Here is a 26,666-nt window from a genome sequence, read left to right on the forward strand (position 1 = left end):
AATGCAGACAATGGCGTTAGCGGTGGATAAAGGCGGTGTGGAGTTAGGTTCAAACCTTCTGTCAGGTGTCAGCCTGCCCGCCGCCGTGGTGCATGAAGGCCCACTGGCTCATAACGTAGCGTGGATGCAACGATTCGCAGAAGCTCACGGCGCTCGCTTGGCGCCCCATGGTAAAACCACCATGACGCCCGTGCTTTTCCATCGACAGCTCCAGGCGGGTGCGTGGGGGATCACACTTGCCACGGCGCCCCAGTGTCGCGCAGCCTTCGCCAATGGCGTCACACGGTTGTTAATGGCAAACCAGCTGGTGGGTCAGGCGAATATGGCCATCATCGCCACTCTGATTGAGCAGGGCGCTACGTTTTACTGTGTGGTCGATAGCCGCGAGAACGTTGGTCAGCTTGGGCGCTTCTTTGCCGAGCGGGGGCTCACGTTATCGGTACTTATTGAGGTAGGCGTGGAAGGCGGGCGGTGTGGCTGTCGCAATCAGCAGCAAATTCTTTCGCTGGCGGAGGTAATTGCTAATGAGCCAGCTCTTTCTCTGGTGGGGCTAGAGGGGTATGAGGGTGTGGTTCACGGGGATGACCCCGAATCCGGTATTCGTACCTATGCTAAATACCTGGTGGATGTTGCCGTAGAGCTCGAAGCTGCTGGACGCTTTGCTGAAGAGAACCCGATTGTCACTGCATCGGGCTCCGCCTGGTATGACGTGATTGCGGAGGCCTTTCAGGGCGCACCGCTTCAGGGGAGATTTACCCCCGTGCTACGTCCAGGTTGCTACATCGTCCACGACCATGGGCTTTATCGTGAAGCGCAATCAGCGGTATTAGGCCGCCGGCCGGATTTGCAGCAGGGGCTTGAGCCTGCCCTGGAAGTCTTTGCCCAGGTGCAGTCGCTTCCCGAACCTGGGCTTGCCATTGTGGCGCTAGGTAAGCGTGATATCGGTCATGACCAGCTACCTATTGCGCTCCGTCGGTTTCGTGAAGAGGGCGACCCCGTGCACTCCTTGTCGGTGGATGGCTGGGAGGTGACGAAAATTATGGATCAGCATACGTTCTTGCGGCTTCCCGAAGAGGCTCAGGATATTGAGGTCGGTGATATTGTCGCCTTTGGCGCCTCTCATCCTTGTTTAACCTTCGATAAATGGCGCCAGATATTGTTAGTGGATGATCAACTAAACGTTAAAGAGCGTATGGCGACCTACTTTTAGCGCCCTGTTATTGAGAAAACCGTTATAGCGAGCGCCGTTATAGAGAACATCATTTAGCTCGTTGTATCTGCTGGTAGGCGCCCACCAATAGCCAGGGTCAGGGCGTCTGCCAGCTCCCCTAGCTGCTCACGGCAGCGGTCGATGCTGGGCACTTCCCGATGCATCGCTTCTGGAATCAGCGTGAGATAAGGGATGGTGATAACGGCTTCGATAACGTCATGAACCCCAAAGACGGGGAAGCTGATATTGGTTAACCCTTGAACTTGAGGGCTTGGCCCCACGTGGTAGCCCTGCTGGCGAATCGGATCAAATAGGGCCCGCGTGCGGTCAACCTCTTGTTGCGTTGCATCGCTGGCGGCGAGAATGCGCTCCCGGCGTTGCTCATCCAGAAAGGCCAGCATGACGGCCCCTGAACCGGAGCCGCATATATCGATTTTTGCCCCCAGACGTAGCCCAAAGCCCATCTTGTCGGGATTTTCGTACTGGGCCACGACCAATAGATGGCCAGGACGCGCAACGCTAAGATGACACGACTGGGAGATGTCATGGCATAGCTCTTCCATGCGCGGCAGTGCGGCCTGTACTAACCGCTTGGTGGGCGGGAAGCGGTGGGCCATCTCAAACATCTTTAGCGTTAGCTGATAGCGGCTACCGCTATCATCCATGCTGACGTAGCCACGATCCCGCAGCACCATCAGCATGCGGTACATCTCATTGGTTTTACGGCCGATCTGCTCGGCAATCGCTTGGGTGCTTAGCGGCTGGGGAGATTGGGCAAGCAGCTCCAAAATATCTAACCCTTTCTCTAAGGCAGGGGCGTGGTACTGCGTTTCAGCCTTCTCCTTCATTTAAGCTCCCTTATGTGATTGCCTATCGCTCGTTGATCGTGGCGTTAACCGAAATGCTTGGTTAGCGTGCCAGCCAGCCACCGTCTACCGCCAGGGTATGCCCATGCACGTAGCGGGCGGCATCGGAGCATAAGAATATCACAGCGCCGGCTAAGTCTTCTGGCGTGCCCCAGCGTCCGGCGGGGATTCGGCCAAGAATTTCAGCCTGTCGCTGAGGGTCGTCGCGCAACGCTTGGGTGTTGTCGGTGGCCATATAGCCAGGAGCGATGCCATTAACGTTGATGTCATGGCCCGCCCACTCATTGGCGAGCAGGCGCGTTAGACCGAGGATGCCGCTTTTGCTGGCGGTGTAGGAGGGCACACGGATGCCGCCCTGAAACGACAGTAATGAAGCGATATTGACGATCTTGCCCGGTGCTTTGCGCTCGATAAGGTGTTTGGCAACCTGCTGGGCGAGAAAGAACGCGGCTTTCAAATTAACATCAATGACGTCATCCCAATCTTGCTCTGAAAATTCAACGGCTGCCGCCCGACGAATAATCCCCGCATTGTTGACCAGAATATCCACCTTGCCCGCTTGCGCGATCGCCTGTGAGACAATTTCGCTAGGCGATTGGCTGCCCAGCTCAGCGGTAATATCGTAAAACTGGCGCCCTAGGGCCTCGACCTGCTGGCGGGTGTCATCAGCAGGGCTACGGTTGATCCCCACAATATCGGCACCCGCCTGTGCCAGTGCAATGGCAATTCCCTGGCCCAGCCCTTTGTTGCACCCCGTCACCATGGCAACTTGGCCGTTCAGCGAAAATAGCTTCATTGGTCACTCTCCCTCGGTAGTGGTTTAGCGCAGTTCTTTAGAAGCGATAAAGTCCATATCATCGTAGGTCAGGTTTTCACCGCACATACCCCAAATAAAGGTGTAGCGGCGAGTGCCAAAGCCGCAGTGAATCGACCAGCTGGGGTGAATCACGGCTTGTTCGTTGGCAACCACGATATGCCGGGTCTCTTGGGGTTCGCCACACAGGTGGAACACCACGTCGTCTTCGCTCAGGTCAAAGTAGAAGTACACTTCCATGCGCCGTTCGTGGGTATGGCAGGGCATGGTGTTCCACATACTGCCAGGCTCTAACTGGGTAAGCCCCATGGAGAGCTGGCAGGTATCCAGTACATCGGTATGCAGGTACTTATTGATGGTACGCACATTGCCGGTTTCAGGGTCACCAAGGGTGGTGGGCGAGGCATCTTCCGGGCGGATATGGCGAAGCTGGTAACGTACATGGGCAGGCGTTGAGTTGATATAAAAGCGCGCAGGCTTGGTCGCATCGAGGCTCTCAAAGCTGACTTCGCGGCTCTCTTTGGGAATATACAAGCCGTGGTGGGTGCCTAGCTCGACCTTTTCGCCGTCGACAGTAATGCGTCCGGGCGCGCCAATGTTAATAACGCCCATTTCCCGCCGCTCAAGAAAATAGTCAACGCCAAGCTCTTTGCCACCGCTCAGGGTAAGCGCCGAATCAGTGGGTACCGCACCACCCACAATAATGCGGTCAACGTGGCTGTAGGTGAGCGACAGCTGTCCAGGCTCCATAATCTTGGTGACCAGCATTTTGTCACGCAGGCCCTGGGTATCGAGGGTTTTAAAATGATCGCTATGAAGCGCTTGGCGAATATCCATATGAATTTCCTTTAATGGTAAACGTAAATGGGCTCACGAGAACAGCGTGAGCGGCCACAGGGTGATAGCCGGAAAGGTAATGACCAGCAGCATCACCAGGAGGTTTGCGAGCAGAAACGGTAGGGCGCCGCGGAAAATACGCCCAATCGAGAGGCCTGTGATGGATGAGCAGACGTTCAGGCACATGCCCACCGGTGGCGTGACCAAGCCAATCGCCAGGCCACTAATCAACAGGACACCAAACTGCACAGGTGAAATATTGGCCAGGGCAAGCACCGGCAGCACCACTGGGGTAATCAGCAAAATCGCGGGGGTCACATCAATAAAGGTGCCGATCAGTAGCACGGCAGCTGCAATCACCAGCAGGAGCAATATCGGGGTAAGATCCAGCCCGCCTAAAAAGCCTGCCAACAGCTGGGGAATCTGTTCCATCGAGAGAATCCACACGTACAGCTGACTCATGGCGATAATGATCATCACCGTTGCACTGGTCATGACGGCAGAGCGAAACAGTGCAGGCAGTTCACGCAGTTTGAGGCTTTTAAATACCACCAAGGCCAGAAACAGCGCATAGCCCACGCCTAACGCGGCAGACTCAGTGGCCGTAGCAACACCGCCTACCACCGCACCCACTACAAACACGGGGATTAATAGCGCGAGTACCGCACGCTGAATCACCTGACGGCGCTGTTGAGGGTCTAATCCTGCGTGGGCACGGGGGTAGCCTTTCCGACCGGCCATTAGCGCAATGATGCCCATCATCAGCAGGCCAATGAGTAAACCGGGCACAAGGCTCGCCATAAACATGGTGCCGATAGACTGCTGCGCGGTAACGGCGTAGATCACCATGGGCACACTGGGAGGAATGATCATGCCCATGGTGGAGGAGGCTACGGTAATACCGCTGGCGGTTTCGACGCTGTATCCCTTGCGTGCCATCTCCGGAATCATGGCGGAACCCACCGACGCCGTATCAGACACAGAAGAGCCCGATATGCCGCCAAAGATCATTGAGGTCGAGATATTGACGTGCCCCAACCCACCTGGAAAACGGCCTACCAACATCAAACAGAAGTCGATCAAGCGCGCGGTAATGCCTGAGGCGTTCATCACCAGCCCCATCAAAATGAACAGCGGTAGGGCAATCATGGTGTACAGATCCATACCGGACAGTACCCGCTGGGGCAGCACGCCAATCAAGCCTGGCTGCATGATCAAAAAGTAGACCAACCCCGAAAGCCCTAGGGAATAGGCGATGGGCACCCCAATCAGCAACAGCACCATCAGGCTAACAAGCAGTAAGATCATGCCTGGCCCTCCTGTGCGTCTTCTCGTTGAGCGGAGGGCCGCTCGCCACCCATTAGCACCGCCAAGGAAAATAGAATGACCAGTAGCGCGCCAATAGGGACACTGATTTGTACTACCCAATTAGGCACATCCAGCACGGCGGAGCGGAAGCGACCCACTTGGCCAATCCAGCTGATGCTGAGCCATGCCAAATAGCCATTGAATAGCATCACGAGACAGTGGCGTAAGCGGTTCAGCCAGACGGCTATTGCCGTGGGCAGTGCATCCACCAGCACGCTGATACGAATATGCTCGCCGCGTAAAATGGCGACCGATGCCCCCAGTGCGGTGGAATATACAAATAGAAAGCGCATCACCTCTTCAGCACCGGCAAAGCCAATGCTGAATACGTAGCGTAATATCACCAGTGCCAAGCAGAGCAGGAAAACCGCCGCAATTAATGCGGCGATCAGATTTTCCAGCAGGCTAGCGAAGCGGCGCATTACCCGCATCAAGGCGGTATCTTCCGCCATCGGCTGCGCCAGTGGAGGTGGATTCATTACTCCAATACCTCGGCTTGGTCGGTCAGCGCGAGCAGTTGCTCTAACTGCTCCTGGCTAAAGTCACCACGCTCAACAAAGTGCTCCCAGACAGGAACGACGGCATCTACGAAGCCTTGGCGGTGTTCGTCGGCGATGTCATTAATGCTCATGTGCTCGCCCAGTGTTTCGAGGTAGTTGGCTTCAGAAGCTAGCCAAATTTCGTTGGAGCGGGTCATCGTTTCCTGAGCGACGTCGTCGACAATCAACTGCAGCTCTTCAGGTAGCTGGTCGTACCACTGGGCGCTGATAAAGAAGGGATCAGGATGGATTTGCCAGTTCAGTAATGACATGTACTCCTGAGCTTCATGGAATTTCATATCGGCGATATTGGAGGGCGGGTTTTCTTGCCCATCGACCACGCCGGTGCGTAGCGCCATATAGGTTTCGGTGTAAGGCACTTGCTGGGGGGAGGCTCCCAGCGCTTCAAACGCCCGCAGTGTAGGGGCCAGTGGCGGGGTACGAATCTTCAAGCCACGGAGGTCATCCACTTGATTAACGGCGCGAACGTTATTGGTTAACTGGCGCATACCACCTGCAACGCCGGTCACCGGTATGTGCAACTGACTTTCACGTGCGCCTTCATTAATGGCCTGGCCAAGCTCACCTTCCATAACGTCAATGGCCTGTTCTGGTGTGGTGAACAAGAACGGCATGGTATAGATCAGGTAGGCGGGGTTAGCTTGGGCAAACAAGCCACCGCGATAGCCCTGAATAAGCCCCATTTGGACTTGCTGGAGTACATCCTCCTCCTTCCCCAGGGTGCCATTGAAATAGAGTTCGACGGCGATACGCCCATCACTGCGCTCTTCAAGTGCTTCTTTGAAGTAGCGCATGGACTCAGAGCGCGGCGCCTCATCGGTTTGCGAATGAGCGTACTTGAAGGTGAAATCGGCAGCTTGAAGCGATGTGGTGAAGCCAATCGCGAGGCTGGCCATCATTAAGTGAGTTAGGCGCATGGAAGGTTCTCCGTTTTATTGTGATGTTTTTGTTGCGATGCGATGTTTGTGATGCGATGGTTGTTTTCTCAAATATAAAATCTGTTTTTATATTTGATGCAAGGCCAAGCTTAACGTCATTCCTGTGTAGGTCAATGCTTGGGCTATGCGACATTGGTCGCGATGCGTATTTTCGGTACAGAGAAAGAGAGGGGGGTTATAAGCACGCAGGCGGTATCGTCGGCAGGCACGAAAAACATGCCTGTCGAGAGCGGACCTTGGAGAGTTGCTTAGCGGCGGTTAATTAGTTAACCAAGCAACCGCGATCAGAAGTGTAGGCGCGCAATGGCGGCGGGAAGCTCGCTGGCATGGTGGATACCAATCGCCCCTTCGGGGGTGAGCTCTTCATTAGGGAAGTGGTTGAGGTGAATCACGTGCATGCCCGCCGCCAAGCCAGCTTCCACGCCTACCGCCGCATCATCGATCACTACGCATTGCTGAGGGGCATGGCCCATAGCGGCGGCGGCCTTACGATATAGCTCGGGGTCGGGTTTCCAGACGTTAAGGGTATAGGCGCTAAATAGCTTGTCGGCAAAATGGTGGCCAAGCTCGGTGCTCTCCAGTGCACAGCGAATTTTGCGCTCGGGGCCATTTGAGACCACGGCCTTGGGGTGGCTGCTTAACTGTTCCAGCGCGGCGACCATACCAGGAATCGCCACCAGTTCGGCACGCATACGAGCTTCCATACGCGCTCGCATACCTGCCTCAAGCTGTGGAAAGGCGTCTTCTGCCAACGCCTGGAAGCGCTTTTCCAGAGTTTGTACGATAGTCTGGAAACGTACCCCGCGAAACTCATCCATATATTGCCGTGCTGAGAAAGGTAAACCGAATTCGGGCAGAATCTCGCCCATTACCTCGGCAAGCAGTATTTCGCTATCCACCAGGGTGCCATCGCAGTCAAACAGTAGGCAGAGAGGCGCGGCGGTGTGCTTCATTGATAGGTTTCCTCGTTGACTAAGCTGATAGGGCGTTCACCCTGGAGCGCCAGGCGGATATTGTCCACCGCCCGTTGGGCCATGGCGTCACGGGTTTCATGGGTGGCAGAGCCGATATGGGGCAGGGCGACCACATTAGGCATCTGCGGCAGTGGGGATGAGGCGGGTAGCGGCTCCTGCTCGAATACATCCAGCCCGGCGGCTTGAATAACGCCCTTTTCCAGGGCGTGTATCAACGCGCTTTCATCGACCACTTTACCGCGAGCAATATTGATAAAAATGCTGGAAGGCTTCATCAGCGCGAACTCTTGGGCGCCGATCAAACGTTCGGTTTCGGCGGTAAGCGGCACAGTGACACAGACAAAATCGGCCTCGGCCAACAGCTCGTTGAGTTCGCGGCGCTGGGCTCCCAGTTCTTTTTCCAGGGTAGGCTTAGGGGAGGCGTTGGAGTAGAGTACCCGCATGCCAAAGCCCAGGGCCCCGCGCCTGGCAACGGCCTGGCCAATACGGCCAAATCCCACCATGCCCAGGGTTTTGCCATGTATATCGCTGCCAAACAACGCCGGGCCAATACTCGCCTGCCACTTGTCTGCTTTGACCCACTCGGCTAATTCAACCACTCGTCGCGCGGTGGTCATAATGAGTGCAAAACCGGTATCGGCGGTGGTTTCGGTCAGCACATCCGGCGTATTGCACAGCATAATGCCGCGCTTGGTCAGTTCACCAACCGGGATGTTGTCGTAGCCAACCGAGATGGTGGCAATGACGTTCAGGTTTGGCGCTGCGTCCAGCAACTGGGGGGTAATCGCCAGGCCAGAGCCAATAATGCCGTGTGCCTCCGCTAACAGAGCGCGATTTTCAGGGGCATCAAGGGCGGTGGTTTTCGGCAGTACAGCCACTTCAAACAGATCGCGAAGCTCAGCCAACTGAGCATCGCTGAGTCGTCCTTGAACCACTAGGCGTTTTTTCATTGTTATCTCCTTGGTGAAAATCCTGTTATGGAAAGCCTGTCATTAAACTCCAGCTAATAAAAGCAAGGGAGGTACATCAGGCTGGGTAGAGCTCGGCTTCAAGCGCTTGTAGACGTTCGCGATTTGGTAGGCCTTCCATATCTCCCACCACCTGGATAGCCTGGGCGCCAATTAAGTTGCCGCGTTGGGCTGCCTGGCGAGCCGTACCACCGTCCAGCAGCGCACTGATGACACCGACGGCAAAACCATCTCCTGCACCGACGGTGTCCACCACCTCAGCGACAGGGCAGCCGGTCACCGTAAAGCTCTCTTCTTGTCCATCCAGGTTGCCACGGTAATAGCTGCCTTCCGGCCCCAGCTTGATGATCACTGCGGAAGCGCCTTGATCCAGATAATAGCCTGCTATGTCGTAAGGCGTCTTTTGCCCGGTGAGCAGTTGGCCCTCGGAAAGCCCTGGTAGAACCCAGTCGGCAAGGCTGGCGAGCTCATTAAGGGTCGAGCGCATTACGTTTTCGCTGGGCCAAAGTGACGGCCGCAAATTGGGGTCAAAGGAGATGGTAGCGCCGTGGGCGCGGGCCTGTTCCATCAAGTGATGGCTAAGCTGGCAGGCGCTCTCAGATAACGCCGGAGTAATGCCCGTTGCGTGAAGGTGGTTCAGCGCCTGAAAGTCGACATTTCGGGCATCGTCAATAGTGAGATGGCTGGCGGCACTGCCACGTCTGAAATATTCGACTCGCGGGTCGGCGCCGTCCTGGGCGCGCTCTTTAAAGAGCAGCCCGGTGGGGTGCTCTGAATCGGCATGAATATAGCGGTCATCGATACCTTCTGCCGTTAAAGCCGCCTGGATAAACTCGCCGAAGCTATCGGTGCCCACTCGGCTTAACCAGCCCACGTGAAAACCCAGCCTTGAGAGGCCGATAGCGACATTGTTATCGGCACCGGCCAAGCGCCGGTGAAAATGCTCAATGCTGGATAAACCGCCCGGCGTTTCCGCCACAAACATGGCCATGGCTTCGCCAAAGGTAAGAATTTCGGGTGGGCTGGAAATAGGGTGGGGCATGCTCATTACTCTCTTTATGCTGTCTTTGTGCTGTTTATTATCATTCAATGGGAACGATACCATTTTTGCGACTCTTTTCTAGCGGTGACTTAAAAATTAGCGCTGGGTAGAGCCTCGTTCAATCAGGGTGGGGGCAAAACTTAGCGTGGTCGGCAGCGCCGATGTATGTGGCGCAATGCGATGCATTAAGCACTCAACCGCCGTTTTGCCGATCACATCGGTGGGCTGGGCAAGCGTGGTAATACCGGGAGGCACCAAGGCGCACCAATCGAGCTCATCAATTCCCATCAAGCCTACCTTGCCAAGCGGTAAGCCCAACTGCTGAAAAAGGCGAGTGACCGCTAGGGTGGCATTGCCGTTACCACACAAAACGGCACAAGCGTGCTGTTGTTGGGCGGTTAAAAAGTCGCTTAGCGTTTGCTGCGATGCCTTGTCGTTGGCGGTGGCAAGCAGCAATGTCGCTTGATGCAGGCCTCGCTGTTCGGCAGCTTGGTGAAATCGCGACAAACGCCTTTGTCGCGTGCTTGACCGCTCTGGCGCTTCGCTAACATACAGCACGGCTTGGTAGCCCTGGACGCACAAGTGTTCGAGCGCCATATCAATGGCCAGGTGGTTATCGAGTCCAACCACTTCTGCTTGCACATGGTCGACTTCCCGATCCAGCAGCACGATAGGGGTACCCTGGCGGGTAAAGGTGTGCAGCTGGCGCTCGGGGCTGCCGGAGGCATTCACCACCAGCCCTTCCACTTGGTACGCACCAAGGAGGTCTAAGTGCTGGTGCTCCTGGCCCGGGTCATTGTCGGTATTACACACCACCAGCGAGTAGCCGTATTGGCGGCACGCTTGCTCGACACCGTGAGTGATGGCAACGGAAAATGGGTTGCGGATATCGGCAACTAACATGCCTATTAATTTAGAGCGGCCCCCTTTTAGCCCGCGTGCCATTTGATTCGGCTGGTAGCCAAGGGTGCCTGCCGCATGGGCGATGCGCGCCTGAAGAGAGGGCGAGAGCCGGTCTCGCTCTTCGCCAAAATAGCGCGATACGCTGGTTTTAGAGGCACCCGCGAGGCGGGCTACTTCAATAATGGTGGAACGGCGGGAGATCGAAGGCATAAACCACTTAAGGTAATGGTATCGGTTCCATTTTGAGCAATCCTATATGGCTTAGCAACGACTTTTGAGAATAGTTGTCGTTGAGCACGGTTAAGCCTCGTTATGCTTTTTTCATGCTCACATTGTAATCGCTTGGATTAACCGTGCCTTCTAGTCGCCCAATCTGGTTAAAATCGTTACTAGACAGCACTGTATCAATGGAAGTGTCCTTAAAAGCCAAATTTTTAACAACGTCTACTTTGCAAGGCATCCCCTTTGCATCTACATCTACAATCCAGGCTAGAAAACCGTTTGAAAACCTAGCCAGGCTACCGATAGGGTAGAGGCCAAAGTGTTGGATATATTCAACCAGCAATGACTTTTCATACGCCTCAGGGCGGCTATTGACCCACCGGTAGGCATCCAGAGGTTGCTGTGGGTGCTGTCCATTGCGTTCATGGGTCAGCTTGTTGATTATTTTGATAACACTCATTAAACGGACAACGTCTGATAACGCTTCTGCCTGTATGCTCTTGGGGTAGCCGCTGCCATCAAGCCGCTCGTTTGCATTGAGAATAATGTCGCTGCACGTTGGGCTGGGTGTCCAGTCAAGAGCCGAAAGTTTTTTGCTAAGGGCATCTACATGCTGCTTGAGTATCTCCGCGTGTGACGGCGACATGTGGATTTTCAGTGAGGGTAACTGTTCACTAATGAGTAGTGGTTTACCCATGGTATGAAGTAAGGCGCCCGCTACTGCCTCCCGCGTTTTGTAGGCATAAGGGTCACGGCTAATCAGCATCATGGCGAGCTGGCTAGCGACTTGGGTAGCGTGGCGTACCCACTCTGGCTCATCGTGCAAATACGTTAGCGCATACTGTAGGGCTTTGAGGTCATGGTTGACCATATACAGAATGCTATCTACACACTCATATAAAATTTCATCGGGTAATAAATGTTTATTTTTCATAAACATCAACATGATTTGGAGCTGCTGAGCTATTTCGAGTACACCCCGCAGTAAGGGCGGATGCTGGGCACTTACAAGTTGATCATGCTCTTCTTGATGCTGCATTTTTTTCTCTTGCGCATTGGCTATAAACAGTTTTGACCTTGCCCTTGAGCTATGCTGCGTGCCCGAGCGTAGAGCGGCTTCGAATTCAGCTTCAGAAACGTAATGGAAGAGCGTTTCCATTGAAGCCGGGCTCATATCAAGGAACTCTATGCCAACGGCGGCATGGCCGTGATGGCCAAACGGGCGCATATGACGTATGCGTCCTTGGGTATTAAATGCCTCTCCATTTGGAAATTTTAGCGTTACCCTTGGCAGTAGCTGATCCACAGCAAGCGCAATGCTATCTTCGAGACGCACATCCACCATACAGCCGCCCACAGAAAGGTTACGCACTTTTCCCTCAATATTGAGCTCGTGGGCAAACACTTCGAGATAAACACGGGCGTGCATGCCAAGCACGAAAGGGACTCTCAGGGCACCACGGTTATCGGAAGAAAAGATGGAATTGGGTAGTTGGCACTCTAGATGGTAAGTATGGGTGCCTATTTGAATGATATGAGCAGGAACATGCTCAATATTATAAATTTCTTCAGCATCATGCCCATGTCGCGAAGTCTCTATATCAAACGAGATGGTATCGTTATTTAGGTAAGGAGAGAGCGAAAGGCCCGCGTACTGTATCTCTAAGGTGATTTTTCTATTATCGGGCTCAACTTTAATCGCTGTCGCCTCAATGGATTGAGCAGCTTCCTTAGAAAAAATCGTAATGGTGTGTTCTTTATTGAACAGCGATTTAATTATTTGGCTGATAGTATTTTGAGTGGTTGTGTCAATAAGCATATTAATTCCACCATTGTATTGTTTTTGTAAGAAAAGGTGATTTTTCTTTATTGGTATTTATCAACACCTATAGGAAATATTTACAATAATTTTAGTACATTAGCTAGCATTCCAGGAATATTTGCAAACACAAGTCGATAAATTTTATTTATATTTTTGTGTGTTTTGATGATTTTTTATTTTCATGGCTTGGGCATAAATGACATTATCCTTCGGGGCGTAGGCTAGCGCTTTTGAGCATTAAGGGAATTACCCGTGTTCGATGCTGTCACTAGGCGCCGCTTTGCTGGAGTGGTGGGAGGAGGTAGACATGCTCTGGCTGCTAGGCTAAGAGAAATATAAGGCGACTAACATGCATCTTGACGAGTACCAGCAGTATGACGCGATGGGCTTAGCCGAGCTAATCCGTTGCCGTGAAGTCAGTCAGGAGGAGGTGTTTGAAGCGGCCCTAACGGCTATTGAGAAGCTTAATCCTTCATTAAATGCTTTGGTAAGAACGCGTTACGAGCGTGCCCGACAAGAGAGTCAAAAACTCCCGACTGATACCCTATTCGGCGGAGTGCCCACCTTAAGTAAAGATCTGTTGATGGGCCTAGCTGGTGAGCCACTGGCCTTCGGAAGCGCATCTCTATCCCTGTGGTGCCCCAAGGAAGATGCGTTACTGATTCAGCGTGCAAGAGCCGCTGGCTTGGTAATAGTAGGGCAGACAGCTACCCCTGAACTTGGTTTGATGGGCATTACTGAGCCGAAAGCTTATCCGCACCCCCAAAACCCTTGGCGGGCTGGGTACTCGCCTGGAGGCTCCAGTGGTGGGGCCGCGTCAGCAGTGGCGGGGGGAATCGTACCCATGGCCCTCGCCGGGGATGGTGGAGGCTCTATTCGTATTCCTGCCAGCTATTGTGGGTTGTTTGGTTTTAAGCCTTCGCGGGGCCGGGTTCCCCTCGCGCCTGCTCATGGTGAGGTATGGCAAGGTGCGGTCATTGAGCATGCAGTGACGCGTAGCGTTCGCGATAGCGCCGCCCTCCTTGAACACACCAACGGTATGGCGGCGTCGGGGCCCTATCCGGTGCCGAGGGAAACCGGCTATGTGGCAGCGTTGTCGGTTCCGCCTCCACCGTTACGCATTGCCGTCTCGCTGGGTGAGCCGTTAAGCCGAGGCTTGGGAACGACATTAAGCTGTGATGTTCGCTTGGCGGTTGAGAAGGCGGCTAAGGCGCTGGCAGCGATGGGGCACGAGGTCGAGTGGTGTGACCCCCCGGTTGATGGAGAGGCGCTAGCGGATAGTTATCTCACCCTTTACTTGGGCCATTTGGCCGCGGATCTTGCATGGGTAAGTCAGCAAACCGGGGTGCCAGTCCGCAAGCTCGCTATTGAGCCTTCAACCCGCGCCATTGGTCGATTGGGAGCAAAGCTTTCCGCGCGTGACTATGAGCTGGCGAAACGTTACTGGCATGTGGCGGCCGAGCAGATGAGTCTGTTTCATCAGCGCTATGATGCCATGGTGATGCCAGTAACTGCAGATTCAGCCCCAGAGATTGGCGAGCTATACCCTTCAGAAGCGCGAGAGCGGATGATGGGGCTGTTGGCAATTCCAGGGCTACCAGCGTTGGCGTTGAGGGCGGGAATGTTAAAACGGTTGGCGGTAGACGCGCTCAGCCGTACGCCGTTTACCCAGCTAGCCAATCTCACCGGGCAGCCTGCCATGTCAGTGCCTATGCATATTGGCACCAATGGTTTGCCGGTGGGTGTTCAGGTGGTGGGCCGCCTTGGGGAGGACAAACAGTTGCTTCAGCTTGCTGCTGCCATGGAGCAGTACGATGAGTGGCAGCACTGCTTACCCCAGCAGGCGTTTCGCGTGCAAGCAGGGTAAACTACGCCGCTTTGATGCGACGCTTGGTCTTTTGCATGCACCCCAACGATAAATTGATAAATTCCGACTTTAAAAGCTATGAATTAACCCAGGCTGGCGATCGCTATTTTGATGGTTTAGCCGATAAGTTTTCGCGTTCGCTCTACCAAGCGCCGCGGGGCGAACTGCGTTTAGCCATGCTGAACCATCTGTTGCCGCAAATGCTTACTTTGAGCCACCAGAAAGCGCTCGATGTGGGGGGTGGCCTGGGGCAGCAGGCGGCATGGTTGGCTGAGCGAGGGCACCGGGTAACGATGGCTGAGCCTTCAGCGGATATGCTGAACTACGCCAAAACCTGGCATCGGGACGCTAAAACGTTACCGGAAGGGGCCATTACCTACCTGCAGGTGCCGCTGCAACAGTTAGCCCAGCATGCCCCAGGCCCATGGCCGCTGATTACCTGCCATGCAGTGTTGGAGTGGTTAGGTGACCCCCAGGCGGCGCTGACCACCTTGAGTGATTTATTGGCACCAGGCGGCCAGCTCAGCTTGATGGTGTTTAACCGCGATGCGCTGCGCTTCTCCAATGCGGTCAAAGGTAATCTTGAAAAGGCGCTGAGTGATCGTTTGGCAGGGAAGGGCAAACGCCAGCGATTGACGCCTATTTCGCCCGTTAGTCACGCCGAGATTGAGCAGTGGAGTGCGGATAACGGCTTAGTGTTAGACGCAGTCGCCGGTATCCGCGTCTTTCAAGATTACTTGCGTCAACCCCCTGCCACGCCCGCAGAAACGGAAACGCTGCTGGCACTGGAGAAGCAGTACTGTCGCCATGACCCCCACTGGCGGCTGGGGCGCTACCTGCTTTATACCTTAATTAAACCGGAGATCGTTGAATGAGTGCCCAAGCCCCAGCGTGCCAGCTGTTAGAGCGCCAAAAAGATCACTACGCATCGCTGTGGGTGATTGGCCCCCCCGTGGATGGCTGGCTGATTGATCAAACGGTGGGGGTGGTAAGCGGCGATTTTGACGTACTGCGTGAGTGGCAGGCGAAAGGCAAGCAGGCCCGAACGCCTTTTGATTTGACGGGTGACAAGCCCTTCGGCAAAGAGCTTGTGCTGTTTTGGCCGAAGGCGCACCAGTTAGGTATTTGGTGGCTCAAGTGGTTATGTGAGCAGCTACCTGAAGGAACACCCATTGAAATTGTCGGTGAACATCAAGGGGGTATCAAACGCGTTCCCAAAATGTTGGAAGAGCTGGGTATGCCATGGGATAAGCGTGACAACGCGCGGCGCTGCTCTCTATTCGCTACACATACCGTTGCGTTGGCGTCATCCAGCGACAGCGCTTGGCAAACGGTTGAGACGCTAGGTTTAACACTACTCAGCCACCCGGGCGTATTTGGCCACGGCAAAGTGGATGAAGGCACGCTGTTACTGTTGGAGAGCTTGGAAAGTAGCTTGCCGAAAAAATCGCTTAAGGTGCTGGATATGGGCTGCGGCGACGGCATTATTAGCGCCTGGCTGGCCCAGCGTGGCCACCAGGTGACCGCGGTGGACATTAGCACCTTTGCGGTGGAGGCGTGTAAGCGCACCTTGGCGGCAAATGGGCTAGAGGGGCGGGTGCTCTGCAGCGATGTGTTCAGCGCGCTTGAAGGTGAGCATTTTGATTGGATCGTTAGCAACCCGCCTTTCCATAAAGAGCGTGATATCAGCTATGGCCCCAGCCAGCGTTTGATCAGCGCGGCACCAGAGCATCTCAATGCGGGCGGGCGGTTAATCCTGGTAGCCAATGGCTTTTTGCCCTATCCAGACCACTTGCAGCGGGCGTTTCAGGATTTCCAGACCCTGACGGATAATCGCCGCTTCAAGGTTTATGGTGCGATTAAGTCAGGGCGTTAGAGCTAACGCATAGCTATTTCCTCAAACTTGCCACAATCAGCTGCCGACGTCCTTACCTTTAAAGGCTATGTTTGTTAAGGGCTATGTTTGTTAAGGGCTAGGATGCAAATAAGTAGTCGTTAATTTAACGGTAGTGAGCGGGAGTGATGTAAATGGCAGGAAGTACTCGAAATACGGCGGTATTGGGTAGCGCTGTTCTGCTGGGCGGGCTGTTGGCGCTGGGGTTGGTATGGAGCGGTAGTTATATCAAGGGCGCTGCGGAAGTGTGGCAGCAGTCGTCACGAAGCGTCACGGTACGCGGCTTAGCCGAGCGAGAAGTGCCAGCGGATTTGGTGCTGTGGCCTTTCAACTACAGCGTCAGCGCCAATAGCTTGAGCGATCTTGAGCAGCAGTTATCCAACGACGAACGGGCGATTCGCGATTTCCTGGAGGCGCAAGGGTTTGCCTCGGAGCATGTTAGTTCCACTCCGCCGCGGATTACCGACCAGTTTAGCAATCAGTACGGTGGCCAGCGCCCGGATGAGCGCTACCGCGCGGAAGCGACGCTGCTGCTGCGCTCACCGGATGTTGAGGGTGTCATCGAGGCGATTCCCAATGCGACCTCTCTGGTGCGAGAGGGGGTACTGCTCTCGCCCAGCTACGAATACCGCACGGAGTTTCTATTTACCGGGCTTGACGCGATCAAACCTGAAATGATTGCGGCCGCTACTGCGGATGCCCGCAACGCAGCCCAGCAGTTTGCTGAAGACTCCGGTAGTCAAGTGGGGCAGATTCGTCAGGCGACCCAGGGCTACTTTTCCATCGAGGACTTGGACAGCTACACGCCGCAAACCAAACGTGTTCGTGTTGTCACCACCGTGGACTACGCCTTACAAGATTAGTTCTTCCAGGGTTAGGCGGTGTAATCAATGGTGGTAATGGTATAAAACGTATCACCGTTAGGCGTGAGCACTTTAGCTTCATCACCCACCTGTTTGCCGAGCAGTGCTTTGGCCATGGGGGCATCGATACTGATCCAGCGCTTTTTGGTATCGATTTCGTCGTGGCCAACGATTCTGAGGTGCACCTCACCGCCATTTTCATCCTCAAGGCTGACATAGGCGCCGAAGAACACTTTGCTGGTGTCGGCGGGAAGGCGATCAACGATTTGCAATTCATCCAAACGTTTTGTCAGGTAAGTGATGCGGGCGATAACGCGGTTCAGCTCTTTTTTGTTATAGGTGTAATCGGCATTTTCACTGCGGTCGCCCTGGGCGGCTGCTTCGCCGACCTTGGCAGAAATAGCCGGACGTTTGACCCGCGACAGGTGATCCAAAATAGCGCGCAAGCGAGCCGCCCCTTCTGGGGTAATCAGGTTGCTCTTAGGGGCTTGACGCGGATCTTTGGCTGGATCGCGCCAGCGGGTCATGTTGCGGCCTTTCATTTACCTATTCCCCTTATGTTTCGAGCTATCTACCTTACGTTAATTGCGCGAAGCAACCAAGCAGCATGCTAGTGGTAAATCATTCAAACGTTCGTTACATTTTTTGCTATATTGAGCGAGAGGCCCGCTATGGGTAGGTCTCATGAACGGTTTCAGCAGGACAACAATAATTTAGGAGTAACTATGCGCAGTCTCGCATTTTCAATTAACGCTTTACCACGCTCATTCATCGCCGCCGTTATTGGCAGCGCGTTGATGTTGTCACCGCTTACCGCTTCTGCGTTTGAAGGTGAGCTCTTCTCGCTTAAAAACAGATGGGAGCATACCGTGACGGAACTCCCCGCCAACGAGCGGGAGCGCACGTTAAAGGCGTTGGCAGGTGAGGCGGAACAGTTGGCCGAGCAGCACAGTGATGAAGCTGACGTACTTGTCTGGCAAGGGATTATTCTGGCTTCTTATGCCCGGGAGCGTGGCGGTTTAGGCGCGTTAGGCATCGCAGGCGATGCGCGTGATGCCTTAGAAAAGGCAATTGAACTTGACCCCCAAGGGTTGAATGGCTCTGCCTACGTGACGCTCGGTGCTCTATATGACCGAGCACCGGGGCGACCACTCGGTTTTGGCAATAGCGATACCGCTGAGCGCATGTTCCAGCGTGCCCTGGAAATCCGCCCAGACGGTATTGATGTGAACTACTACTATGCCGCTTTCCTGAAAGAAGAGGGCAACGAGCAGGCCGCTCGCGAGCACGCCCAGCGTGCGGTTAATGGTACTGCCCGTGACAACCGGCAAGTCTCCGATGAAGCGCTACGTCGTGATGCCGAGGCGCTACTTAATCAGCTGTAATCCCTCCGCTGAATTGGCATTCCCGGTGGCAAGCATTGATAATAGCGCGATTATCACCACTGGGAGTGCCTTATGGCGTCCAACTCCAAGAACGAATCTGTTCAGAATCCCCCTTTTCAGAACGCCCCTTTTAAAAACACGGCGCTTAGCATTCCTGACTTCAAGCGCGATGATGTTGAGCTGCTGAAACGGGAAACGCTCCACCAGGGGTTCTTCCGCCTGGAAGCCTTGGAGCTTCGCCATCGGCTGTTTGAAGGCGGCTGGAGCGAGCCTATGCGTCGTGAAGTGCACAATCGCTTTGATGCGGTGGGGGTACTGCTCTACGACCCTAAGCGTGATGCGCTGGTACTTATTGAGCAGTTTCGTGCCGGCGCCATTGATGATGCCGTTTCTCCCTGGAAGCTCGAGCTCGTAGCCGGTTTGGCAGAAAAAGGTGAATCGCTGGAGGATGTGGCGCGTCGCGAGGCGTGGGAAGAGGCGGGTTGCAAAGTGACTGAGCTGACCAAACTTCATACCTATTACCCAAGTCCGGGCGCCTGCAACGAGCAGGTGACACTATTTTGTGGTTTGGTAGATACCTATGGGTTAGGGGGAATTCATGGCTTGGATGAGGAGCATGAGGATATTCGTGTTCACGTTATGCCGTTTGCCAATGCCTGGGAACTCTTAACACAGGGGCGGCTCGACAACGCCATGTCGTTAATTGGTCTACATTGGCTGAATAGCCAGCGAGCCTCACTACGTGCCGCTTCTCAGCGAGCGTTGCCGAAAAGTGAAACGACGAAAAGCGAAACAGACAAGGAGTGAACATGGCGAGAACGGCCTATGTCACCGATTTAAAATCGCTCCAAGGGGAGTGCAGCGCCAACTATCTGCGTTTGGTGCGCCTGGTGGGCGATATGGAGGCCGGCCAGCGTCGTGATATCGCCCTGCGCGGTGATAAACACTATTTCGGTGATCTGCATCTCTATATTCAAGAGCAGGCACCTTACACCACCATGGTGGATGTTTCTCAGACCGGCCCGCTTGATACAGTGTTGGAGGGGCCGCGCATGCGTGTGCATCTCTATCACGATGTGCGCATGGCGGAAGTCACCGATTTTCAGCGCGAACGCCACTTTAATGGCCGCTACCGCTATCCCAACGCCAGAATGCATCAGCCGGATGAGAAGCTGCAGCTCAACCGCTTCTTAGGTGAATGGCTTGCTCATGGGCTTGCTCATGGTCATACCGTCGATGTGCCGGAGATACCCTAATGCGTGTGGTGCAAATTACCGATGCTCATCTCTACGCCGATATCGAAGCGCGTTCCCGGGCGGGAATACCCTGGCGACAGTTTCAGCAGGTATTGAGCGCAGTCGTCGCCGAGAAGCCCGATATTGTGCTGTTTACCGGTGATATTAGCCAGGATGAGTCAGCCGCTTCCTACGCCCTGGCAGTACAGGCGCTGGAGCAGTTGCCTTGCGCTTGGTACTGGCTGCCGGGTAATCACGATCAGCCCGAGTTCATGGCGGCCGAACGGCCGCTGGTCGATCAAGTGGACTTGGGGGCGTGGCGCATTCTGCTGCTCAATACCCAGGTAGCGGGCAAGCCTTTTGGGGAACTGGGCAGCGAGCGGCTAGCCAAGCTGGCTGAGCAGTTAGAGGAGGATGACAGGCCCACCCTGATTGCCATGCACCACCCGCCGGTAGATGTGGGCGCGGTGTGGATGGATGCTATTGGCCTACAGGATCGCGATGCATTTTGGCAGCTGCTAAGCCGATACCCGCAGGTGAACATCATCCTGTTTGGTCACGCGCACCAAGCCTACGCCGAACACCATGTTTTAGGCCCAGATATAGGCATAGGTGAAGTGACTATCGATGTTTATGGCTGCCCGGCAATGGCGGATCAGTTCCTGCCCGGCGCTGAGCAGTTCGCTATTGATGAAGCTTCCCGCCCTGGCTATCGGGTAATCGATTTGGCGTGGAGCGATGCCTTGGGAAGTGAGTGGCAGAGCTGGATTGAACGCATCGATTAATCGCTTTATCGCACTAGCAATCTTCGATAGGTGATTTGGGAATAAAAAGATAGTTATTAATTCTTTTGGGTTATTATCAACTCGGCGTTACCCTACCTCCATTCGAACATACAATATTCTTTAGCTTAAGTGACGAGCTTGTTCTTGTGAGGTAAGGGGCCATGACCCAATTGTCTACTATTTCTTCAAAGGAGCGGTCTTCAGCGACACGCTCTGTCGCGCCACAGCAGGAGGCTTTCAATACCCCTGATGCCGCGCGCTTGACCCACCTCAAACAGTTAGAAGCCGAGTCTATCCATATTATCCGTGAAGTCGCCGCCGAGTTCGCTAACCCGGTGATGATGTACTCCATCGGCAAGGACTCATCGGTCATGCTGCATCTGGCGCGGAAGGCTTTTTATCCTGGTACACCGCCGTTTCCGTTGATGCACGTGGACACCACCTGGAAGTTCCGCGAGATGATCGAGTTCCGCAACCGCATGGCTGAAGAGGCGGGTATGGAGCTGATCGTGCATACCAACGAAGAGGGGCGGGCCGCCAATATCAACCCTTTTGATCATGGCAGCGCCAAGTACACCGATATCATGAAAACCCAAGCGCTCAAGCAGGCGCTGGATAAGTATGGGTTTGATGCCGCCTTCGGCGGTGCGCGTCGTGATGAAGAGGCGTCCCGGGCCAAAGAGCGCGTCTACTCGTTCCGCGATAAGTATCACCGCTGGGATCCCAAGAATCAGCGCCCTGAGCTGTGGAACGTGTATAACGCCAAGGTCAATAAAGGTGAATCGATCCGCGTGTTTCCGCTTTCCAACTGGACCGAGCTGGATATCTGGCAGTACATCTATTTAGAGTCGATTCCCATCGTGCCGCTTTACTACTCGGCCAAGCGGCCGATCGTCGAGCGCGACGGTATGCAAATTATGGTCGATGATGACCGACTGCCGCTGGCGCCCGGCGAAGTACCGGAAATGAAGTCGGTGCGGTTTAGAACACTGGGCTGCTACCCGTTGACCGGTGCGGTGGAGTCCGAAGCGGCGACGCTGCCGGAAATTATTCAAGAGATGCTGCTGACCCGAACCAGTGAGCGCAGTGGCCGTGCCATTGACCGCGACCAAGTGGGCTCAATGGAGAAGAAAAAGCGCGAGGGGTACTTTTAATATGTCTCACCAATCCAATTTAATTGCCGACAATATCGAACAGTACCTGCACGAGCACGAAAACAAAGACCTGCTGCGCTTTATTACCTGCGGCAGTGTAGACGACGGCAAATCGACACTGATTGGCCGCCTGCTCCACGACTCGAAAATGATCTTTGAAGATCAGCTGGCGGCGATTACCCAGGCTTCTAAAACCAGCGGCACCACTGGTGATACCGTTGATTTGGCGCTGTTGGTCGATGGTCTGCAGTCGGAGCGCGAGCAGGGAATTACCATCGATGTGGCGTACCGCTTTTTCTCCACTGACAAGCGCAAGTTTATTATCGCCGATACGCCTGGGCACGAGCAGTACACCCGCAATATGGCCACCGGCGCATCAACCGCCAGCCTGGCGATTATTCTGATCGACGCCCGCTACGGCGTGCAGACCCAAACGCGCCGCCATAGCTTTATTGCCGACCTGCTGGGTATTCAGCACCTGGTGATTGCGGTTAATAAGATGGATCTGGTGGGCTTCTCCGAGCAGCGTTTTAACGAGATCGTCGATGAGTACCGCGCCTTTGCCACTAACCTGCAGGCGCCGGATATTCGCTTTGTGCCGATGTCAGCGCTGAATGGCGACAACGTGGTCAATCGCAGCGAACAGACGCCCTGGTATTTTAGCGATGGTTATCAGGGTAAAACGCTGATCGAGCTATTAGAGAGTGTCGAGATCACCCGCGATCAAAACCTCAGCGATCTGCGCTTGCCGGTGCAGTACGTGAACCGCCCGAACCTTGATTTTCGCGGTTACTGCGGCACTTTGGCCGCGGGTGTATTGCGTCCTGGCCAAGCCGTTAAAGCACTGCCTTCAGGTAAAACATCCCGTGTAGAACGAATAGTTACTTTTGATGGCGACCTTGCAGCCGCTTATCCCGGTCAGGCCATCACGGTAACCCTGGAAGATGAGATCGATATCTCCCGTGGCGATTGGCTGGTGGCGGCGGATAGCGAACTGCCGCTCTCCAACACCTTTAAAGCCGATATTGTCTGGATGCAGGAAGAGGAGTTAACGCCGGGCAAGCTCTACGATTTCAAACTGGCGACCCGGGATCTTTCCGGCCAGGTAAGTACGATTGATTACCAAATCGACGTGAACACCCTGGAAAAACATGCCACTCACTCGCTGGGGTTAAATGCCATTGCCCGTTGCGACGTGGAGCTGACCGCTGCGATTCCGGTGGATGATTACCGCACCAGCCCAGGTACCGGTAGCTTTATCATCATTGACCGGCTGACCAACGTTACCGTAGGCGCCGGTATGATCCGCGGTACTGCGAGTGAGGCGACAACCACATCCCCAACGACCGACTGGGCGGCCTTCGAGCGCGATCTGAATGCTTTGGTACGTAAGCATTTTCCCCACTGGGAAGCGAAAGATATTAGCGGCTTGTTTAACCGCTAAATGTCATCACTTAAAGCAAAACGCACGCCTTTAAGGCGTGCCGTTTTGCTATAGGGGGGCTTGCAAATATTACTCAGCGTTAGGGAAAAACAGCTGCTGGCCATCCACTTCATAATCCGCAATCGCTTGCTGTCCCTGTTCGGAAACCAACCACTCATGCCACTGGGCGGCGAGATCGTGCTTTAGGTGAGGGAAGCGCTCGGTTGAGAGTAGCAGGCTACCGTACTGGTTAAACAATCTCTCATCGCCTTCAAACAGCAGGGTAAGGTCTTGTGGGTTGTCAAAGGCGACCCAGGTGGCGCGGTCAGTAAACGTATAAGCGTCCATACCCGCGGCGGTATTCAGTGTGGGGCCCATACCACTACCCAGTTCGCGGTACCACTCACCCTGTGGCGTAACCCCGGCATCTTCCCACAAGCGCAATTCCGCGCGGTTCGTGCCGCTATCGTCCCCGCGTGAGGCGAAGGGGGACTCGCTCTCGGCAATGCGCTGCATGGCATCAATAACGGTTTCGCTGTCACTAATGCCAGCAGGGTCATCGCTCGGGCCAACGATCACAAAATCGTTGTACATTACATTCAAGCGTTCTGTGGCATAGCCATCAGCGACAAATTTTTCTTCACCGGCGGTGTCGTGAACCAGCAGGCTGTCCGCATCGCCGCGGCGGCCAATTTCGAACGCCTGGCCCGTACCCACGGCGACCACGCGTACATCAATTCCGGTCTCTTCGCTGAAGGCGGGGATGATGGCGTCAAACAGGCCTGAGTTTTCGGTAGAGGTGGTGGAGGCCAGGGTAATATAGTCATCCGCCGCCATGAGCGTGCCGCTGATGGTCAGTCCCAGGCTGCCTGCGACAACCAGTGCGTAGGTCTTATTCATTTTCTTGCTCCTTAAGGATGATCCTTCAATGTCAGTGCTACTTGATCTCAGCGTTACCACACCAGTTCGCCGCGAATAAATGCCTCCGCTTCACGCGAGGTGGGGGCGGTTAAAAAAGCGTGGGCAGGAGTGTGTTCGAGCAGTTCCCCGTTATGCATAAATACAATGTCATCGGCTAAACGGCGTGCTTGGTGCAAATCATGGGTGGTCATGACGATACGAGTACCGCTGTGATGAAACTCCCGTACCGCATCTTCGACGGCCTTGATGGCCGCAGGGTCGAGTGCCGAGGTGGGTTCATCTAAAAACAGTACTTGGGGGTTGAGCAGCCAGGCCCGCGCCAACGCCAAACGCTGCTGCTCACCGCCGGAAAGCACCCGCGCAGGCCGTTTGGCTAGGTGTGCTAAGCCAAACTTCTCAAGGGCACTCATCGCCTGGGCTTTTCGGGGTAATGTAGTCAGCTCTGGACGTGCTGCTTTGTTGATGGCCAGCACATAGGTGAGATTATCCAGCGCTGAGCGGCGCAGCAGCACAGGGCGCTGGAACACCATCGCTTGAGCCGGTGGGCTGCCTTGCCAACGAACCGTGCCGCTGGTAGGCGTTAATAGGCCGTGGGCCAAGCGCATAAGCAGGCTTTTGCCTGCGCCGTTGGGGCCCATAATCAGCGTTCGCTGGCAGCCCGCCAGACGCAGTGAGGTGGGCTTAAGCAACGTGTGGCCCCGATGGATGAAGCCCACGCTATCGAGTTCAAGGGGAGCGACGGGGGGCGTATGGCGTGCATTCATCCCAGCCGCCTTTTCGCCGTTTCGCCAATGATATGGGCGATCGCGTTAATCATGGTGACCAGGGCGAGCAGGATGATCCCCAAGCCTAGCGCCATGGGCAGGTTGCCCTTGCTGGTTTCCAGCACAATGCTGGTGGTCATCACCCGGGTGACACCATCGATATTGCCGCCCACAATCATTACCGCGCCCACTTCTGCGCTGGCGCGGCCGAAGCCTGCCAGGATGACCGTTAATAGCCCAAAACGCGCATCCCATAGCAGGGTGGGGATCATACGCAGGCGCGTCAGCCCCAATGAGTTCAATTGTTCGGCATACTCGCCGTGGAGCGCCTCGACCTGCTGGCGGGTAAGGGCGGCGATAATGGGCATTACCAGAATCACCTGAGCGATCACCATGGCCGTGGGGGTAAACAGCAGACCCCACTCGCCCAGGGGGCCTGCGCGCGAAAGCAACAGGTAGACACAAAGACCTGCCACGACGGGCGGTAAGCCCATTAGAGCATTCAGGGCCACAATCACGACGTTACGTCCAGGAAAGCGCCATAGCGCCAGGGCGGCGCCTAAGGGTAGAGCTATCAGGCTGGCGATCACTACCGCCATCAGCGATACCTGCAGCGAGAGCGTTACAATGGAGATGAGCGCACTATCCATACCCAGGATCAGGGCGAGGGCGGTACTAAAAGCGTTGTCACTGGTCAGCATTGAGCGTCGGCATCATTGTTGTTTGGGAGCGGTTGTTTGAGAGCTGTTGTTTGAGAATTGGCGTGTAAAAACAATTGCGCAATAAGTGGCATGATGTACCGTAAAGGGACTAAATGCACCCAGGCCTGAAATTAGTGCAGTTTTATGCAGTCTTAAACAAGGGGCAGCGGTGTGCCGCGCAATGAGGTCTCCATCGCGATGTTTGAACGACATACTTATTTGACTACCGCAGAAGTCGCTGACTACCTGCGCTTAAAAGAGCGCAAAGTGTATGACCTGGTGCGCCAAGGTCAGATTCCGTGCAGCCGGATAACGGGAAAGCTGCTGTTTCCCCGCCAGCAAATAGACCTATGGGTGTTGAATCACTTGGAAGGTGATCAGGCGCAGCGCTTAACAGTGCCGCTCGTGGTGGCTGGTAGTCAGGATCCTCTGTTGGAGTGGGCTATTCGGGAAAGTGGCTCTGATCTGGCGATGCTCTGCCAAGGCAGTGGCGACGGCGTACGGCGATTGCTTGACGGCAAGGCGATGTTAGCGGGTATTCATCTGCTCGATGCTTCCACCCAACGCTACAACGAACCCGATGCACTCGGCTTAAGCGGCATGCGTGATCTATTGATAGTGCGCTGGGCCAAGCGTCGTCAGGGGCTGCTTTTGCCCGCTGGCAATCCGCTGAAGATCACCAGGCTGAGTGATTTAAAACGAACCGGCGTTCGTGTGGCCCATCGTCAGCCAGATGCTGGGGCAGCAAGGCTGCTGAGCTGTTTGCTAAGCCAAGCAGGGATAGGCAGCACGGCGCTGAACTGGGCCCCACACGCCTCCTTAAACGAGGATGATTTGGCGCTCAGCATTGGTCAGGGCGAGGCCGATGTTGGGCTGGGGGTTGAAGCCGCTGCCCAGCGCCAGCAATTGGACTTCATTCCCCTTTGCGAGGAGCCGTTTGATTTAATCATGCGGCGGCGCAGCTATTTCGAGCCGTCTATACAGCGTCTGTTGGCGTTTGCGCATCAAGCCCGCTTTGCGGAGCGTGCAGCACAGTTAGGTGGTTATAATCTCGCTGAAATAGGTAAGATAGTACATAACGCTTAGCGCAGAGCCGATAGCCTCGATTCATTAGCAGGGTAGCTTGACGCTGTTACTATATGCGCCACAC

27 protein-coding genes are annotated in these 26,666 nt (G+C 54.9%); 12 read left to right on the forward strand and 15 right to left on the reverse strand.

Annotated elements, in window-relative coordinates:
- Position 1: 1 nt before the first annotated feature.
- Positions 2–1,210: an amino acid deaminase gene (locus OM794_RS07700; RefSeq protein ID WP_226249675.1), complete on the forward strand. Its 1,209-nt coding sequence runs from the start codon at positions 2–4 to the stop codon at positions 1,208–1,210.
- Between the two features lie 53 nt (positions 1,211–1,263).
- Here the strand turns inward: OM794_RS07700 and OM794_RS07705 are convergent, their stop codons facing one another.
- The 11 genes from OM794_RS07705 to OM794_RS07755 all read right to left on the reverse strand — a co-directional run bounded on the left by OM794_RS07705 (position 1,264) and on the right by OM794_RS07755 (position 12,521).
- Positions 1,264–2,058 carry an IclR family transcriptional regulator gene (locus OM794_RS07705; protein WP_226249676.1) on the reverse strand — a complete coding sequence of 265 codons (795 nt, stop codon included), beginning with the start codon at positions 2,056–2,058 and terminating at the stop codon, positions 1,264–1,266.
- A gap of 61 nt (positions 2,059–2,119) precedes the next feature.
- Positions 2,120–2,872 (reverse strand): 2-dehydro-3-deoxy-D-gluconate 5-dehydrogenase KduD, encoded by a 753-nt coding sequence (gene kduD, locus OM794_RS07710; protein ID WP_226249677.1) that lies wholly within the window; start codon positions 2,870–2,872, stop codon positions 2,120–2,122.
- Between the two features lie 24 nt (positions 2,873–2,896).
- Positions 2,897–3,727 (reverse strand): 5-dehydro-4-deoxy-D-glucuronate isomerase, encoded by an 831-nt coding sequence (gene kduI, locus OM794_RS07715; RefSeq protein ID WP_226249678.1) that lies wholly within the window; start codon positions 3,725–3,727, stop codon positions 2,897–2,899.
- Between the two features lie 33 nt (positions 3,728–3,760).
- Positions 3,761–5,035 carry a TRAP transporter large permease gene (locus tag OM794_RS07720; protein WP_226249679.1) on the reverse strand — a complete coding sequence of 425 codons (1,275 nt, stop codon included), beginning with the start codon at positions 5,033–5,035 and terminating at the stop codon, positions 3,761–3,763.
- Positions 5,032–5,574, reverse strand: coding sequence for a TRAP transporter small permease (locus OM794_RS07725; protein WP_041158000.1), 543 nt, complete (start codon positions 5,572–5,574; stop codon positions 5,032–5,034). Before OM794_RS07725 ends, OM794_RS07720 begins: the two co-directional genes overlap by 4 nt.
- Positions 5,574–6,572, reverse strand: a complete 999-nt coding sequence (locus OM794_RS07730) for a TRAP transporter substrate-binding protein (protein WP_226249680.1) — start codon at positions 6,570–6,572, stop codon at positions 5,574–5,576. Before OM794_RS07730 ends, OM794_RS07725 begins: the two co-directional genes overlap by 1 nt.
- Positions 6,573–6,877: 305 nt before the next feature.
- Positions 6,878–7,546 (reverse strand): HAD family hydrolase, encoded by a 669-nt coding sequence (locus OM794_RS07735; RefSeq protein ID WP_226249681.1) that lies wholly within the window; start codon positions 7,544–7,546, stop codon positions 6,878–6,880.
- A complete protein-coding gene (locus OM794_RS07740; RefSeq protein WP_226249682.1) occupies positions 7,543–8,517 on the reverse strand; it encodes a 2-hydroxyacid dehydrogenase in 975 nt (324 codons plus the stop codon). Before OM794_RS07740 ends, OM794_RS07735 begins: the two co-directional genes overlap by 4 nt.
- Before the next feature lie 76 nt (positions 8,518–8,593).
- Positions 8,594–9,577 carry a sugar kinase gene (locus OM794_RS07745; RefSeq protein WP_226249683.1) on the reverse strand — a complete coding sequence of 328 codons (984 nt, stop codon included), beginning with the start codon at positions 9,575–9,577 and terminating at the stop codon, positions 8,594–8,596.
- 96 nt (positions 9,578–9,673) lie between these two features.
- On the reverse strand, positions 9,674–10,690 hold the full coding sequence (locus tag OM794_RS07750; protein ID WP_226249684.1) for a substrate-binding domain-containing protein: 1,017 nt from the start codon (positions 10,688–10,690) through the stop codon (positions 9,674–9,676).
- A gap of 100 nt (positions 10,691–10,790) precedes the next feature.
- Positions 10,791–12,521 carry an HD domain-containing phosphohydrolase gene (locus tag OM794_RS07755; RefSeq protein WP_226249685.1) on the reverse strand — a complete coding sequence of 577 codons (1,731 nt, stop codon included), beginning with the start codon at positions 12,519–12,521 and terminating at the stop codon, positions 10,791–10,793.
- Between the two features lie 352 nt (positions 12,522–12,873).
- Here OM794_RS07755 and OM794_RS07760 point away from each other — a divergent pair, with 352 nt between their 5' ends.
- The 4 genes from OM794_RS07760 to OM794_RS07775 all read left to right on the forward strand — a co-directional run bounded on the left by OM794_RS07760 (position 12,874) and on the right by OM794_RS07775 (position 17,148).
- A complete protein-coding gene (locus tag OM794_RS07760; RefSeq protein ID WP_226249686.1) occupies positions 12,874–14,391 on the forward strand; it encodes an amidase in 1,518 nt (505 codons plus the stop codon).
- Positions 14,392–14,426: 35 nt separating this feature from the next.
- The gene (locus OM794_RS07765; RefSeq protein ID WP_226249687.1) at positions 14,427–15,266 is read left to right on the forward strand and encodes a methyltransferase domain-containing protein; all 840 of its coding nucleotides are present in this window, start codon (positions 14,427–14,429) and stop codon (positions 15,264–15,266) included.
- Entirely contained in the window at positions 15,263–16,267 is a 1,005-nt protein-coding gene (locus OM794_RS07770) for a methyltransferase (RefSeq protein ID WP_226249688.1), read from the forward strand. Before OM794_RS07765 ends, OM794_RS07770 begins: the two co-directional genes overlap by 4 nt.
- A gap of 152 nt (positions 16,268–16,419) precedes the next feature.
- Entirely contained in the window at positions 16,420–17,148 is a 729-nt protein-coding gene (locus OM794_RS07775) for an SIMPL domain-containing protein (protein ID WP_226249689.1), read from the forward strand.
- 11 nt (positions 17,149–17,159) lie between these two features.
- Here the strand turns inward: OM794_RS07775 and greB are convergent, their stop codons facing one another.
- A complete protein-coding gene (greB, locus tag OM794_RS07780; RefSeq protein ID WP_226249690.1) occupies positions 17,160–17,690 on the reverse strand; it encodes a transcription elongation factor GreB in 531 nt (176 codons plus the stop codon).
- Positions 17,691–17,873: 183 nt separating this feature from the next.
- On the opposite strand from greB, the gene OM794_RS07785 reads away from it, so the two are divergent.
- From OM794_RS07785 to cysN, 6 genes are all read left to right on the forward strand, one after another.
- Complete coding sequence (locus tag OM794_RS07785) at positions 17,874–18,533, forward strand: hypothetical protein (protein ID WP_226249691.1); 660 nt, start codon at positions 17,874–17,876, stop codon at positions 18,531–18,533.
- 72 nt (positions 18,534–18,605) lie between these two features.
- A complete protein-coding gene (locus OM794_RS07790; RefSeq protein ID WP_226249692.1) occupies positions 18,606–19,340 on the forward strand; it encodes an NUDIX domain-containing protein in 735 nt (244 codons plus the stop codon).
- Between the two features lie 2 nt (positions 19,341–19,342).
- Entirely contained in the window at positions 19,343–19,789 is a 447-nt protein-coding gene (locus OM794_RS07795) for a DUF1249 domain-containing protein (protein ID WP_226249693.1), read from the forward strand.
- Complete coding sequence (locus OM794_RS07800) at positions 19,789–20,553, forward strand: phosphodiesterase (protein ID WP_226249694.1); 765 nt, start codon at positions 19,789–19,791, stop codon at positions 20,551–20,553. The genes OM794_RS07795 and OM794_RS07800 overlap by 1 nt, the downstream gene beginning before the upstream one ends.
- Before the next feature lie 161 nt (positions 20,554–20,714).
- A complete protein-coding gene (cysD, locus tag OM794_RS07805) occupies positions 20,715–21,707 on the forward strand; it encodes a sulfate adenylyltransferase subunit CysD (RefSeq protein ID WP_226249695.1) in 993 nt (330 codons plus the stop codon).
- Between the two features lies 1 nt (position 21,708).
- Positions 21,709–23,151, forward strand: a complete 1,443-nt coding sequence (cysN, locus tag OM794_RS07810) for a sulfate adenylyltransferase subunit CysN (RefSeq protein ID WP_226249696.1) — start codon at positions 21,709–21,711, stop codon at positions 23,149–23,151.
- Between the two features lie 69 nt (positions 23,152–23,220).
- Here cysN and OM794_RS07815 read toward each other — a convergent pair whose 3' ends face one another.
- The 3 genes from OM794_RS07815 to OM794_RS07825 are packed head-to-tail and all read right to left on the reverse strand — an operon-like array spanning position 23,221 to position 25,516.
- On the reverse strand, positions 23,221–24,030 hold the full coding sequence (locus OM794_RS07815) for a substrate-binding domain-containing protein (RefSeq protein ID WP_226249697.1): 810 nt from the start codon (positions 24,028–24,030) through the stop codon (positions 23,221–23,223).
- Positions 24,031–24,083: 53 nt separating this feature from the next.
- Complete coding sequence (locus OM794_RS07820) at positions 24,084–24,815, reverse strand: ATP-binding cassette domain-containing protein (protein ID WP_226249698.1); 732 nt, start codon at positions 24,813–24,815, stop codon at positions 24,084–24,086.
- Positions 24,812–25,516: an ABC transporter permease gene (locus OM794_RS07825; protein WP_088698498.1), complete on the reverse strand. Its 705-nt coding sequence runs from the start codon at positions 25,514–25,516 to the stop codon at positions 24,812–24,814. The genes OM794_RS07820 and OM794_RS07825 overlap by 4 nt, the downstream gene beginning before the upstream one ends.
- A gap of 171 nt (positions 25,517–25,687) precedes the next feature.
- Here OM794_RS07825 and OM794_RS07830 point away from each other — a divergent pair, with 171 nt between their 5' ends.
- A complete protein-coding gene (locus OM794_RS07830; protein WP_226249699.1) occupies positions 25,688–26,602 on the forward strand; it encodes a helix-turn-helix transcriptional regulator in 915 nt (304 codons plus the stop codon).
- Positions 26,603–26,666: the final 64 nt, after the last annotated feature.

The sequence above is a fragment of the Halomonas sp. BDJS001 genome, assembly GCF_026104355.1.
GTDB lineage: Bacteria > Pseudomonadota > Gammaproteobacteria > Pseudomonadales > Halomonadaceae > Vreelandella.